We start from the raw sequence: 14,187 nt of genomic DNA, 5'->3' as shown, positions 1-14,187 counted from the left end.
GTGCGGCGACATGCACGAACGCAGTCGCCAGGCCGGTACGCCGCGTAGTCTGCAACGTCCGCGCGTCGTACGCGGTATCCATTTGTAACCAATTGCACGGACGAGCCGCGGCACGGCGCCCCCTCTTCTCTTCTACTGCCGCTCCTGCTTCACGCGGCTGACCAGCTGCGTCGGGCTCACGAACTGCAGCGCGATCACCACCCACACGAGCGTGATGGCCATGTAGATCATCGCCATCGCGTCGATCGACTGCGGCGCGCGCACGCCGGTCGAGAACACCGCGTAATACAGCGCGACGACGAGCGTCTGCGTGCTCGGCCCCGCGGTGAAGAAGGTCAGCTCGAACATCCCGATCGTGCGCACCAGCACGAGCAGCCCCGCCGCGAGCATGCCGGGCACGAGCAGCGGCAGCAGCACGTGGCGGAAATAACGCCACGTGTTCGCGCCGAAGATGCGCGCGGCGGCCTCGAGATTCGGATCGATCTGCTCGATGAACGGCGTCATCACGAGGATCACGAACGGCAGCGCCGGCACGAGATTGGCGAGGATCACGCCGGGCAGCGTGCCCGCGAGCCCGACCTTGTACATCACGGTGGCCATCGGGATCCCGTACGTGACGGGCGGCACCATCAGCGGCAGCAGGAACACCAGCAGCGCGAAGCGCTTGCCGCGAAACTGCACGCGCGCCAGCGCATAGGCGGCCGGCACGCCGAGCGCGATCGACAGCAGCACGACCGCGCCGACGACCTCGACGGTCACCCACAGCACGCTCGCGAGCTGGAAGTCCTCCCACGCCTTCGCGTACCAGTGCAGCGTGAAGCCCTGCGGCAGCGGCGTGCCGAACCAGCGTGTCGCGATCGAGTTCACCGCGACGGTCGCGATCAGCAGCATCACGTTCAGCAGGAAGAACGCCATCAGCCCCCAGACGAGCGCCTGCCACGCACGGCCGGCGAGATGGCTTGTCATCTTCCGCGGTTTCCTCGCGTCGGCGGGCCGCACATCGGGCGGGTCGGGCGCGTCGTGCTTCGGCGGCCACGCGCGGGCGGCACGATTGTCGGTCGCCATCAGCCCTTGCCTCCCGTCACCGCGCCGGTATAGAAGAAGCGGCGCGCGCCGAGCATCGACGCGACCACCAGCAATTGCACGAAGCCCATCACGATCGCGATCGCCGATGCGAGCGAATAGTCGTAGCTCTCGAACGCGGCTTCCGCCGCAGCGATCGAGATCACGCGCGTGGGCCCGGCCGGCGCGCCGAGCAGCACTGCCGACGGGAACACCGAGAACGCCTGCACGAACGACAGGCACGCGGCCATCGTGAGCCCCGGCACGAGCAGCGGCAGGTAGATCCGCCGGAACTGCTGCCACGGGTTCGCGCCGAGCGTCGCCGCGGCACGCGCGAGCGTCGGGTCGATGCCGCTGATGTACGAAAGCATCAGCAGGAACGCGAACGGAAAGCCCGACACGATCAGCGACAGCAACACGCCCCAGTAGTTGTGCGTGAGGCGCACTTCGTCGGTGTACAGGTGCAGCCCCTGCAACGCCTGCGGGAACCAGCCGTTCGGCCCGAAATACGTGAGCATCCCGTCGGCGACGAGCACCGTGCCGAGCGTGACGGGAATCACGAGCAGCGTCGTGACGAACTTCTGGTACGGCGAATGGCGGCGCAGCGCGAACGCGACGGGCACCGCGACGCCGACGTTGATCAGCGTCGCCGGCACCGCGAGCTTCAGCGTGACGAGCACGGTCGGCCACATCGCGGTGTCGGTGAAGAACTGCACGTAGTTCGCGAGCACGCCGCCGCCGTTCATCGGCTGGAACGACAGCACGAGACCGTACGCGAACGGATAGATGAACAGCGCGACGATGAACGCGAGCGCGGGCGTGACGAGCCACGCCTTCGCGTCGCGCGGCGTGCCGGCCGGGAGCGTGCTCATGCGGCCTCCCGGTGACGCGCTGTCGCGCACGCGGTGCGGCGGCCGTTCATTGCGCGTCTTCCGCATAGACGAGCGTGCGCGACGGCGCCACGCGCAGCCGCAACGGCTCGCCTTCCGCGAATTCGCCGGCCACGCGCGCCCAGATCGGGCCGAACGGCGTGAGCGCACGGATCAGCGAATCGCGGCCGCCGTACTCGACCGTTTCGACCGTCGCGTCGAACGCGTTGTCGGCGCCTGCTTCCGCGCGCTCGATGTCGTCGGGGCGCAGGGCAACCGCGACGTCCTTCGCGTCGAAGCCGGCCATCGGCACACCCGTGAGCCGCACGCCGGCGGCGCTGACGCTCACGTGGTCGCCGGCCATCCCTTCGAGCGTGAACGGCAGCACGTTGCGATAACCCATGAAGCGCGCGACATGCAGGTTGTGCGGGCGCGTGTAGACGTCCTTCGGCGTCGCGACCTGCTGCACGACGCCCTCCCTCATCACGACGATGCGGTCGGCCATCGACAGCGCCTCGTCCTGGTCGTGCGTCACGTAGATCGTCGCGCGTTCGAGCTGCGTGTGGATGCGGCGGATCTCGGCGCGCATCTCGATGCGCAGTTTCGTGTCGAGGTTCGACAGCGGTTCGTCCATCAGCACGAGCGGCGGCTCGATGACGATCGCGCGTGCGATTGCGACGCGCTGCTGCTGCCCGCCCGACAGTTGCCCGGGCAGCTTGCCCTCGTGCCCGACGAGCTGCACGAGTTCGAGCGCCTGCTGCGCGCGCCGCCGGGTTTCCTGCTTCGGCACGCCGCGCATCTTGAGGCCGAAGCCGACGTTCTCGAGCACCGACATGTGCGGAAACAGCGCGTAGTTCTGGAATACCATCCCGAAGCCGCGGCGCTCGGGCGGCAGCACGTCGATGCGCGTGTCGTCGAGCCAGATGCCGCCGCTCGTCAGCGGCTGCAGCCCCGCGATGCAGTTCAGCGCGGTCGACTTGCCGCAGCCCGACGGGCCGAGCAGCGCGATGAACTCGCCGCGCCGGATCTCGAGATCGAGCCCGTTCAGCGCGGCGACCTGCGCGCCTTGCGCATTGGTGAAGCTGCGGCTGACGCCATCGAGCCGCAGCCGTTCGAAACTGTGCTTCATTGCGCGAACTCCATCGACGCGGGCGCCGCGGCGCCCGCCGGCCCATGCGTCACTTCGACTTCTGCGAACCGATCTCGCGATCCCATTTCTGGAACGCGGCGACCATCGCCTGCGCGCTGAGCGGCTGCACGTGCGGGCGATCCGCCAGCAGCTTCGCGTACTCGGGGCGGCCGAACTTGCGGACCACTTCCTGGCTGTGCGCGGGCGCCATCTCGAGCGTCACGCCCTTCACCGCCGGGCCCGGGTAGAAGTAACCGTCGTCGTAGGTCATCGCCTGCTGCGCCGGTTCGAGCAGGAAGGTCATCAGCTTGAACAGCACGTCGAGCTTGTCCTTCGGCACGCCCTTCGGGATCACCATGTAGTGCGCGTCGTTGACCCACGTCATGTTGTCGAACGCCTGGATCCTGAATTCGGCCGGCACGATGCCGAGCGCGCGCGGGTTGAGATCCCAGCCGGTGACGGTCACGGTCATGTCGCGCGTGCCCTCTCCGAGTTCCTTCATCACGGCCGACGTGCCGCCGGGGTAGTACGGGACGCAGTCGTTGAGCTGCTTCAGGAACGCCCAGGTCTTGTCCCAGCCGTTGATCGGATCCTGCGGATTCTTGTCGCCGAGCACGTACGGCAGCCCCATCAGGAACGTGCGGCCGGGGCCCGAGTTCGCCGGGCGCGCATAGATCAGCTTGTTCGGATGCGCCTTGCACCATGCGAGCAACTGATCGGGTGTTTTCGGCGGATCACTGACCTTCGCCGGGTTGTATTCGAGCAGCGGGCCGGCCGGCATGTAGGCGACTTCGAGACCGAAGCCCTGTGCAAGGTCCTGCATCTTGCGCGGGCCGGGCGCGTATTTGTCCAGCACGCCGGGGAACGCGCCCGCGTTGTCGGGCAGCAGCTTCAGCCACAGGTTTTGCTCGATGCCGGCGGCCAGCGCGTCGGTGCCCGTCAGCACGAGGTCGATGTCGGCGCGCCCCGCCGCCTGCATCGCCTTGATCTTGCCGGGCAACTGCGGCGCCGGCGCGTTCGTGAACGTGACGTTCGACACGAGGTTCGGGTTCTTGTCCCTGAAGGCTTCGATGGCCTTCTGCGTGAGCTGCAGGTTGCCCGCGACATCGACGATGTTCAGCGACACGGGGGCGGCAACGGCTGCCGCGGCCGACAGCGTGAAGCCCAGGGCGAGTGCGATCCGGCGGACACGGCGAGCGATCGTGGTGGCGTTCATGTCTCCTCACTTCGGTCGGTGGATGGGACCTTTGTTTTCAGGAAATCATGACGGCGTTATACGATGTCGGTCAACAAAAAACCGAGCTGCGCGGGGCGGGACTTTCCCTGACAAATTCCTTCCGGTGGATCGCAATTTGATTGCCGGGCAAGATGGGCCGGGGATCGCGGCTGGACGCCAAGTCGTCTTGCGACGTCATATCTCCAGGTCGCTAAACCTGACGAAGCAGACTCAACCGGCATCCGACGTGGATCGGGTCTGTCGGCGTTGGGCAGGCCCGGCAAATCAGCGGTTCTTCAGCGCGATCAACACGTCGCGGTGCTCGGCAATGACTTTTCGCGCCGCGCGCAGCACGTCGCCCTTCTCGGCTTCGGTCGAAGCCTTGATCTCGTGGGTGGGGCGGATGATCGTGCGGGGTTTCAACTCAACCCCGTACAGCACCTTTCGTTTGGGATCCATGACAGCATTCCGCTAAAAAAACCGACAACGATCGGCCGATTATCCGTCGATCGGATGCTGCGGTCACGTCGCTGTCGATCATGGCGCCCGACGAACGGACGAAGGTGGCCCAAAGCCGGCAAACGATGCCCGAATATCAGTTCCTCAAGCGTGAATCGCCTTCGCCCAACACCTTCACCGCTTCGATCAGCCGTTCGGCGTCATGCCACTCGCCATACCCGGACGCCGGATTCAGGTGGCCCACCTCGCCGAGATCGACGAGCTTGCTGCCCCACCCCGCCGCCAGCACTTCGACGCGTTCGAAGCGCGCGAGCGGATCGTTGCGGCTCGCGGCGACGATGCTCGGAAACGGCAGCCGCCCGGTCGGCACCGGCGTCCAGCCGTTCGCGTCGATCGCATCGGGCGCCGGATAACCGGCGGGCATCGGCGACTCGAGATCGGCCGGCGCCGCGAGCAGCGCGCCGTGGATCGGGCGCGTGGCCTGCCGCGCCCAGTGCACCGTAATCATCACCCCCGCGCTGTGCGCGACGAGGATCACCGGGCCGTCGATCGCGGCCAGCGCCGCATCGAGCGCCGCGACGCGTGCGGCGCGGCTCAGCTTGTCCGCTTCGAGCGGTGCGACGGAGCGCGCGTTCGGCAGGCGCCGTTCGAGGTGCGTCTGCCAGTGGTCTTCGACGTGATCGCGCAAGCCGGGCACGATCAGGATGGTGGGTGCGGTCGTCAGGGTCATATAGGCTCCGAAGCGTTCAGGAAAGTCGGGATGCGCGCCGTTCGCGTTCGACGCGCGCGAGGTCGGCCACATAGCTCGCGCGTCCGATCGCGAACAGCACGGCGGCCATGAGCGGCACGACGGGAATCCATTGGAGTGCGCCGACGAGGCCGGCGCGATCGGCGACCCACCCCGTCAGCAGCGGGCCCGGCGCCATGCCGAGCAGGTTGTTGGCGAGCGTGAGCGTCGCGAACGCCGACGCGTGGATCGCGGCCGGCGTCAGGTTTGCGACCATCGCGCCCGACGCACCGGACGCGCCCGCGCCCACCAGCATCCCCGCGCAGATCAGCGTGAGCTGCAGCGGCCCGGGCGGCAGCCGGAACGCGACCGCGAGGCAGACGCCGGTCACCACGCAATACGCGATCGCGGTCAGCCACTTGCGCTTGCCGTCGGTCTTGCCGACGCGGTCGGTGAATATCCCGCAGCCGACCATCCCGACGCCCGCGAGCAGCACGAAGCCGGCCGCGAGCACGGCCGCGCGGTCGGGCGCCATCGCGTAGTAGCGGTTCAGGTAGCTCGGCAGCCACGCGAACAGCGCGCCCGGCACGAACAGGTGCAGCCCGCTGCCGAGATACGCGCAGATCACCGAACGCGACGCGAACAGCCCCGACATCAGCACGCGCACGCTGCCGCGCAGGTCGCGCGGCGTGTCGGCGTCGCGCCGACAGGGTTCGGCGCCAAATTCGGTGCCATATTCGGTTCGATACGCGGCGAGCCGCCGTTCGGTCACGACGCAGCGATACGCGACGAGCAGCACGATGCCGAGCGCGGCCATCACGCCGAACGACCAGCGCCAGCCGAGATGCGCGCCGACCAGCCCGCCGAGCGCCATGCCGAACACGGAGCCGAATGCGCCGCCGGCCATGAACGCGCCGGTCAGCGTCGCGCGCAGGCGGGCCGGAAAGATGCTGAGGATGAGCGCGACGCCGACGCTGCCGTACGCGGCTTCGCCGAGCCCGACGAGGCCGCGCGCGACGAGCATCTCCGTGTAATTGGTCGACAGCGCGCAGCCGAGCGTCGCGACGCTCCACAACGCGGCCATCAGCACGATGCTGCGCACGCGCCCGAAGCGGTCGGCGAGCACCGACAGCGGGAACGTCAGCAGCCCGACCAGCAGCGCGACGACGCCGGAAAGCGAACCGAGCTGCGTGTCCGACAGCGCCCACGCGTGCTTGAGGAGCGGGAACACGGCGTTGAGCACCTGCCGTGACATGTAGTCCGACAGCAGCAGGCCGACGGTCAGCCCGAACACGAGCCACGCATAGGCAGGCGCGCGCCGGCCGGCGGCGACGTCCTGCATCGACGGCTCGACATGATGGATCAGCATGCGTGTCTCCTCCGGCACCGGAGCGGTCGTGCTCCGGCGCGGCTTGCGTGGCCCCGCTCCGTTGACCGGAGTCCGCCCCCGCACCACGTGCGGGGATGGGTGCCACGCCACAACGATCGGCGGGCGGCGGCCGCCACGGCCGCTTGCCCGGATGCGCGGATGCGTCAGGCGGCCCGCAGCGGTACGTTCACCTGGCCCGGCCGGCGGTTCGGCGCCATGCCGAGCTGAGCAAGGGTCTCGTCGATGCCGTCGTACTGCACGCCGATCCGGTAGATCGCCTTCGCCTCCTTGCCGGTGGCGATGTCGCGGCCGAGTTCGCGCGCGATCCGTGCGCACTGCTCGACCTGCTGTACCGATGTCATCCGGTTGCCCTTCTGGTCGATGATCGTGTCCTCGATCCCGCAGCGCGGATGCAGGCCCAGCGCCATCGCGACCGTGTTGATCGGCAGCACGTTCTTCATCAGCGATTCGAGCGTGATGCACGCGCCGTCGGGGCAACGCCGGACGAATTCCATGAAGTTGTACGGATTCGGGCCGTCGAAGCCGCCGCCGATGCCGACCCACGTGACGTTCAGCGGGCCGCGATAGACGCCGCGGCGGATGATCCGTTCGAGCGTTTCCAGCGCATGCATGCCGGTGAGCTGGAAATGCGGCTGGATGCCGGCCTCCTGCAGGCGGCGCAGGTGCTCGTCGACCCAGCCGGGGCCGGCCGGCACGGTCATCTCGCGGTACGCGTCCCACAACGCGGCTTCGTTCAGCGACGTGCCGGCGATGTCCTTGCGGTTCATCAGCTCGGTGATGTTCATCTGCACGGTGTTGATCGCGACCGTCACCTGGTCGGGTTTCGGCGTCAGCTCGGCGAGCATGTGGCGCGTGTCGTCGGACAGCCATTTCGCATCGGCGCCCTCGCCCTCCGGCGCGAACGAGATCGAGCCGCCCACCTGCAGGATCATGTCGGGCACCGCCTCGCGCAGCCGGCCGAGCAGCTCGTTGAACTTCGACAGCCGCTTGCTGCCCTTGCCGTCGAGCTCGCGCACGTGCATGTGCAGCACCGTCGCGCCTGCGTTGTAGCAGTCGACGGCCTTCTGCACGTGCTCGTCCATCGTCACCGGAATGTCTTCCGGAAAATCGGCCGGCATCCATTCGGGGCCGTACGGCGCGACCGTGATGACCACCTTGTCCTGGTTTTCCGGGTGCAGCGAATCGTCGAGAAATTGCATGTCGTCCTCCAGTGGAAATCGTTGTATTCGGGCGTACGGGCGTGCGTATCCCGTCGCGCCGGGCGGCGGGCCCGGCGCGTTGTTCAGGGGTGCGGATCGGTTACGGTGCGGGCGCGCTCAGAACGGCACGTCGCCGACGATGCCCGCGCGCTCCATTCGGCGCACGCACGGCGGGTAGTCCATCACCGCGTAGTGCTGGGTGCTGCGGTTGTCCCAGATCGCGACGCTGTTCTTCTTCCAGCGCCAGCGCACCTGGTATTCGGGAATGAAGGCCTGGCTGATCAGGTACTGCAGCAACTGGCCGGCGCCGGGGTTCGCGTCCTGCCCGACCCGCACGCGCGCGGGCGTGTGAAAGTTCGTGAAATGCGTGGTGAACGCGTTCACGTACAGCACCTTCTCGCCGGTTTCGGGGTGCGTGCGCACGACCGGATGCTCGGCGTCCGGGTACTGCGCTTTCAGCGCGAGGCGCTTGTCGATCGGCATCGCCGCGCCGAAGCTCGCCTCGATGCTGTGGCGCGCGCGCAAGTCGTCGATCTGCTGCTTCACGTGCTCCGGCAGGCGCTCGTACGCGAGCACCATGTTCGCCCACATCGTGTCGCCGCCAACCGGCGGACCGTCGATGCAGCGCAGCACGCAGCCGAACGGCGGCGCCACGCGCCAGCTCGCATCGCTGTGCCACGCATTCTCGTAGCGGTCGTTCGCCTGGTCGGGCGACTTGTAGATCCGCACGAGCCCCGGGTGCTCGGGATCGCTGCCGGCAACCGGATGATCCTCGAGCTCGCCGAAGCGCCGCGCGAACGCGACATGCTCGGCGCGCGTGATGTCCTGGTCGCGCAGGAACAGCACGCGATGCCGGAGCAGTTGCGCGCGGATCTCGGCGAACAGGCCGTCATCGTGCACGGCGTCGGCGAGGCTCACGTCCAGCAGTTCCGCGCCGAGCGCGCAGGTCAGGGGTTCGACTCGCATGCGCGTCTCCTCAGACGATGAACACCGACGAACCGGTGGTCTTGCGCGATTCGAGATCGCGGTGCGCCTGCGCGGCGTCCTGCAGCGCGTAGCGCTGGTTGATCTCGATCTTGATGCGGCCGGCGGCGACGTGCGCGAACAGTTCGCCGGCCAGGTCGTTCTTCTCGGCCGGATCGGCGATGTAGTCGGCCAGCGCCGGGCGCGTCAGGTACAGCGAACCTTTCATCGCGAGGCGCTGCGGATCGAACGGCGGGATCGGGCCCGACGCGGTGCCGACGCACACCATCAGCCCGCGCCGCTTCAGCGAATCGAGCGAGCCTTCGAAGGTGTCCTTGCCGACGCTGTCGAACACGACGCCGACGCCCGCGCCGTCCGTCAGCTCGCGCACGCGTTTCGCGACGTCCTCGCGGCTGTAGTCGATCGTATGGTCGCAGCCGTGCGCGCGGGCGATCGCGGCCTTGTGCTCGCTGGATACCGTGCCGATCACGGTAAGCCCGAGCAGCTTCGCCCATTGCGACACGATCAGCCCGACGCCGCCGGCGGCCGCGTGCAGCAGGATCGTGTCGCCCGGCGCGAACGCGTGGATGCGGCGCAGCAGGTAGGCCGACGTCAGTCCGCGCATCGTCATCGCCGCGGCCGTTTCGCACGAAATGCCGGCCGGCAGCCGCACGAGCGGCGCGGCGGGGATCAGCCGTTCGGTGCTGTATGCGCCGAGCGTGTTCAGGAAGCCCGTGTAGGTCACGCGGTCGCCGACGGCGACGTTCGTCACGCCGGGCCCGATCGCCTCGACCACGCCGGCCGCCTCGACGCCGAGGCCGGCCGGCAGCGGCACCGGATACAGGCCGCTGCGGAAGTACGTATCGGCGAAATTCAGCCCGACCGCGTCGTGCCGCAGGCGCACCTGGCCGGCGCCCGGGTCGCCGACGTCGATCGCTTCCCAGCGCAGCACGTCGGGGCCGCCGGTTTCGTGGAATCGCACTGCATGTGCCATGTTGTTCTCCGTAGGGTGTCAGTCGGATGCGCGTCGCGCATCGTCGGGTTCGTTCGGTTCGTTCGCTTTGTTCGCGCGTGGCGGCGTCGCGGCTGCGCCGTCCGCCAGCGGTTCATCCAGTTCGGCCCAGTCCGCGTCGCCCAGGTAGCGCCGCGCGGCCGGGAAAATCACGCCTTCCATCCGCCCCATCTGCTCGAACGCGCCGTGCGCATAACGAGCGAGCGCCGCATCGAACGCGGCCGACGGCAGCCCGTCCGCGGCGATCCGCTCGAGCGCATCGAGCGCTTGCGCGTCACGCTGCCGCTGGCGGTCGAGTTCGTCCAGTTCGGCCGCGACGCACTCCGCGCGCACGCGCAATGCCGTGAAGAGGCGCGCTTCGGCGGCCGTGCCGACACGGGCGCGCTGCAGCGCGGCGAGCGATGCCAGCGCACGCTGCATGTCGGCCGCGCGCCGCTGCGGCGCGTCCGCGTTCGCGGCAGACGCCGTCAGAGCACGCTGCGTGTCGCTCGCTTGCCGCTGCGGTACGTCCACGTGTGTGGCGGACGCCATCAGCGCACGCTGCGTGTCGCTCGCTTGCCGCTGCGGTGCGTCCACGTGTGTGGCGGACGCCATCAACGCATACAGCAACACGCCGACCGTGCGATGCGCATCGAGGCAACGCGCCATCACGCGTGCCTCGGCGGGCGATCGCCGCGACGTGCACACGAGCACCGGCACGCCGCTCGTCGCGAGCAGGTCCCGCCGTTGCGCGCAGGCCGCTGCATCGGCATCGTGCGGCAGCGCCGCGACACCGATCAGGTCGCAGCCGAGTTCGGCCGCCAGTGCGCCGGGGGCTGCGCCGCCGGCCGCCGGGTGGCCGGCCCCCGCGATCGCGTGGGACAAGCCCTGCGCCCGCGCCGCGGCTTCCACTTTCGCACCGTGTTCCGGCAGCCGCGCTCCGGATAAACGCGAGTCCGGCGCGGCGCCGGCCAGCATGAACGTGACCCGGGCGCCGACCGCGCGCGCCAGTTCGAGCGCATGGCCGATCGCGTCGATGCCGCCGGGCGCGCCGTCGACCGTCACGAGCAGATGGCGGTACATCGTGCCGCTCCGTTTATCCGGCGAGCGGCGCGTGGCGCCGCGTGCCGGTCGATACGATGTTCATGGCCCTCTCCTCGTTGCGTTCGTCCTGCATCGGAACCCATGCTATCGACACGGTGCCGGTGCGGCCCCACTCGTCGCGGGGGGGATTGACGCGCGAACGCGGTTCGGCCGATCCTTCCCCCCACGCCCACCCCGGACGCTGGCCCGCACGGCACCGCCGGAATCCGACCCCTGCCCCGATGGCCCACCCACCCGAACGCGCCGACGCGCCCCCCACCGAACTGGTCCTGAAGACGACCGCGCCGCGCGTGCCGGCGCAGTTGCTGGCCCGCGCGCGGCTGAGCCTCGCCGCGCCCGCTTTCGACGGCCGGCCGGTCACGCTCGTGCAGGCGCCGGCCGGCTACGGCAAGACGTCGCTGCTCGCGCAATGGCGCCGCGAGACCCTCGCGCTCGGCCGCGCGGTCGTATGGCTGTCGGCCGACGAGCGCGACGATGCGGCCCGATTGCTGCAGGGGCTCGTGCAGGCGGTGCGGACCGGTTGCGCGCGGCCCGGCTTCGGGCGCCTGATCCCGCTCGGCGCGGCCGACGCGGCCCGCGCGCTGGAGGGCGTGACCGCGTGGCTGGCCGAGGTCGCGCAACTGTCGATCGATGCACTCCTGATCGTCGACGATGCGGAGCGGCTGCCGCCGGCCGGCCTCGATGCGCTGACCTACGTGCTGCACAACGCGCCGCAGAACCTGCATGTCGTCGTTGCCGCGCGGCGCGGGCTCGACCACACGGCCGGCGACCTGCTCGCCGGCGGGCAATGCACGCTCGCGGGCCCCGACTGGCTGCGCTTCACGCTCGACGAGACGATCGCGCTGGTCGGCGCGCGCTTTGCGCAGCGGGTCGACGCCGACGCGTGCGCGCGGCTGTTCGAACGCGTCGACGGCTGGCCGCTCGGCCTGCAGCTCGCGATGGCCGCGATGGCGCGCTCGGCCGATCCGCGCCAGGCGGTCGACGCGCTCGCCGCCCGCGTGGACGGCACGCGCGACCGCCTCGTCGAGCTGCTGCTCGCGAACCTGTCGGCCGACGACACGGCGTTCCTGACCCGCACGAGCATCGCCGATCGCCTGCATCCGTCGCTGTGCGCCGCGCTGCTCGACGACGCGGACGCGCCCGGCCGTCTCGCACGGCTCGCCCGCGACACGCCGCTGTTCATTGCGTCGGACGATTCGGACTGGTGCCGGCTGCATCCGCTCGTGCGCGACACGCTGCGCGACCGCCTGGCTGCGAGCCCCGACGCCGAGCGCAACGCGCTGCATGCGCGCACGGCCGCCTGGCTCGACGCGCACGGGATGACCGAGGAAGCCGCGCGCCACGCGTATGCGGCCGGCCAGTTCGAGGTGGCGTACGCGCTCGCACAGCGCTGCCTCGAGGATGCGATCAAGCAGGGCCGCATCAACGACGTGCTCGACTGGCTCGCGCTGTTGCCCGATGCGGAGCTCGACAAGCGCCCGACGCTGCGCATCGCGGTCGCGTGGGCGCTGGCGCTCGGCGAGCGCCACGTCGAGGCGCAGCGCCAGATCGCGGGCATCCTCGCGGATACCGGCACGCCCGCGGCGATGCGCTACGAATGCGCGCTGATCCTCAGCGCGGCTGCGTATTACGCCGACGAAATCGACCGTTTCGTCGAGCTGTTCGAACCGTGGGCCGACTTCACGCCGCCGGCGGCGACGTGGCTCGCGCAAATGCACGCGAACCGGCTGTCGGCGCGCGCGATCATCGTCGGCGAACCGGCGCAGGCGCGCCGCTTCCAGCACGCCGCGCCGCGCGGCGAGACGGCGGCCGGGTTCGGTTATGTCGCGCGCTGGGGCGAGCTGATCACGGGCCTGAGCTACCTGCGCGAAGGCCAGGTCCGGCTGGCCGACGATGCGCTGTCGCCGGCGCTGGCCCGCGCGGAAGCCGATCTCGGACGCCGCCATCCGCTGACCTGCATGCTCGCCGCGATGTGCGCGGCGCTCGCGTACGAGGCCGACCGCGTCGACCAGGCCGCCGCGTTGCTCGCGAACCGGCTCGACGTGCTCGAACATGCAGGCACGCCCGATACCGTGCTGCTCGGCTATCGCACCGCCGCGCGCATCGCGCTGCTGCGCGGCGTCGAGCACCGCGCGATCGACCTGCTCGAAGCGCTCGACGCGATGGGCGTCGCGCGCCGCTTGCCGCGCCTGTCGGTCGCGAGTCTCGCCGAGCAGGTGCGCATTCACGCGGCGCGCTATCGCGAGGCGACTTGCCATGCGCTCGTCGAGCGGATCGATGCGATCGCCGCGGCCGAGTTTCCGTCGCACGGGCCGTTGTGGCGACGCCCCGTCGTGCTGCTGCAGGCGAGCGCGCATGCGGGCGCGGCGCTGGCCGCGCGCCGCTGGGACGACGCGCGCGCGGCGCTCGACGAAGCAGCGGTGCTGGCCCGTGAAATGAGCATGGGGCAGGCGCGGATCGAGATCATGGCGCTCAGCGCGTTCGCGCTCGAACAGTCGGGCGGCGGCGGCCGCGCGCTGCTCGACGAGGCGATGAACCTCGCGGACGTGTTCGGGCTGACGCGCACGCTCGCCGACGCCCATCCGGCCGTCGCCGACTGGGCACGCCGCGCCGGCGACGAAGCGGCCGGCGGTGCCGGCCCCGCGCGGCACACGCTGCCGCCGCCGCGCATCGTGCCGCCCGCCCCGCGCGGCGTGGCCAGCCCGCGCGCGGTGCCGAGCGTCGTGCTGACGCCGAAGGAGCGTGCGATTCTCGAGCTGCTCGCGCGCAACCTGTCGAACAAGGAGATCGCGGTGGCGCTCGCCGTCGGCGAGGAAACCGTGAAGTGGCACCTGAAGAACCTGTTCGGCAAGCTCGACGCCAGCTCGCGCAAGCATGTGGTGCGCCGCGCGCTGGTGCTCGGCCTGCTCGAAAGCGCGCCGTAACGCTGGTTCGGCCGGTTCCGCCGATCGGGCGTGATCGGGCGTGTCGACGCGCCCCCGCCTCCCGTCTCGCGTCTCCCCCCCGCCGATTCTCCGCAACCCTGCCCCCCGCGCATGGGGGGGAGCGGCCGCCCGCCGTTGCGTAGTCTTTCCGCAC

Annotated in this window: 12 protein-coding genes; 1 reads left to right on the top strand and 11 read right to left on the bottom strand. The window is 70.0% G+C overall.

The genetic code is table 11. From position 1 onward, the window contains the following. Positions 1–132: 132 nt before the first annotated feature. From ACPTTF_RS08870 to ACPTTF_RS08820, 11 genes are all read right to left on the bottom strand, one after another. Positions 133–1,065 (bottom strand): ABC transporter permease, encoded by a 933-nt coding sequence (locus tag ACPTTF_RS08870; RefSeq protein WP_423370939.1) that lies wholly within the window; start codon positions 1,063–1,065, stop codon positions 133–135. Then, entirely contained in the window at positions 1,065–1,934 is an 870-nt protein-coding gene (locus ACPTTF_RS08865; RefSeq protein ID WP_166964420.1) for an ABC transporter permease, read from the bottom strand. The genes ACPTTF_RS08870 and ACPTTF_RS08865 overlap by 1 nt, the downstream gene beginning before the upstream one ends. A gap of 46 nt (positions 1,935–1,980) precedes the next feature. Then, positions 1,981–3,060, bottom strand: a complete 1,080-nt coding sequence (locus tag ACPTTF_RS08860) for an ABC transporter ATP-binding protein (RefSeq protein ID WP_423370938.1) — start codon at positions 3,058–3,060, stop codon at positions 1,981–1,983. Positions 3,061–3,109: 49 nt separating this feature from the next. Further along, on the bottom strand, positions 3,110–4,276 hold the full coding sequence (locus ACPTTF_RS08855; protein ID WP_423370937.1) for an ABC transporter substrate-binding protein: 1,167 nt from the start codon (positions 4,274–4,276) through the stop codon (positions 3,110–3,112). A 285-nt stretch (positions 4,277–4,561) separates the two neighbouring features. Next, positions 4,562–4,735, bottom strand: coding sequence for a hypothetical protein (locus ACPTTF_RS08850; protein WP_423370936.1), 174 nt, complete (start codon positions 4,733–4,735; stop codon positions 4,562–4,564). A gap of 136 nt (positions 4,736–4,871) precedes the next feature. Continuing rightward, positions 4,872–5,465 carry an RBBP9/YdeN family alpha/beta hydrolase gene (locus tag ACPTTF_RS08845; protein WP_423370935.1) on the bottom strand — a complete coding sequence of 198 codons (594 nt, stop codon included), beginning with the start codon at positions 5,463–5,465 and terminating at the stop codon, positions 4,872–4,874. 16 nt (positions 5,466–5,481) lie between these two features. Beyond that, on the bottom strand, positions 5,482–6,831 hold the full coding sequence (locus ACPTTF_RS08840) for an MFS transporter (RefSeq protein ID WP_423370934.1): 1,350 nt from the start codon (positions 6,829–6,831) through the stop codon (positions 5,482–5,484). Positions 6,832–6,995: 164 nt separating this feature from the next. Beyond that, positions 6,996–8,051, bottom strand: coding sequence for a 3-keto-5-aminohexanoate cleavage protein (locus ACPTTF_RS08835; RefSeq protein WP_423370933.1), 1,056 nt, complete (start codon positions 8,049–8,051; stop codon positions 6,996–6,998). 117 nt (positions 8,052–8,168) lie between these two features. Further along, complete coding sequence (locus ACPTTF_RS08830) at positions 8,169–9,017, bottom strand: TauD/TfdA dioxygenase family protein (RefSeq protein ID WP_423370932.1); 849 nt, start codon at positions 9,015–9,017, stop codon at positions 8,169–8,171. 10 nt (positions 9,018–9,027) lie between these two features. Beyond that, positions 9,028–10,008 carry a quinone oxidoreductase family protein gene (locus ACPTTF_RS08825; RefSeq protein WP_423370931.1) on the bottom strand — a complete coding sequence of 327 codons (981 nt, stop codon included), beginning with the start codon at positions 10,006–10,008 and terminating at the stop codon, positions 9,028–9,030. A gap of 18 nt (positions 10,009–10,026) precedes the next feature. After that, the gene (locus tag ACPTTF_RS08820) at positions 10,027–11,088 is read right to left on the bottom strand and encodes a universal stress protein (protein WP_423370930.1); all 1,062 of its coding nucleotides are present in this window, start codon (positions 11,086–11,088) and stop codon (positions 10,027–10,029) included. A gap of 242 nt (positions 11,089–11,330) precedes the next feature. On the opposite strand from ACPTTF_RS08820, the gene ACPTTF_RS08815 reads away from it, so the two are divergent. Next, positions 11,331–14,033: a LuxR C-terminal-related transcriptional regulator gene (locus ACPTTF_RS08815; protein WP_423370929.1), complete on the top strand. Its 2,703-nt coding sequence runs from the start codon at positions 11,331–11,333 to the stop codon at positions 14,031–14,033. Positions 14,034–14,187: the final 154 nt, after the last annotated feature.

It is taken from the genome of Burkholderia crassaminum, assembly GCF_964265005.1.
Taxonomy (GTDB): Bacteria; Pseudomonadota; Gammaproteobacteria; order Burkholderiales; family Burkholderiaceae; genus Burkholderia.
Note: the sequence above shows the minus strand (reverse complement) of the source record. Positions and strands in the feature narration are given on the sequence as shown.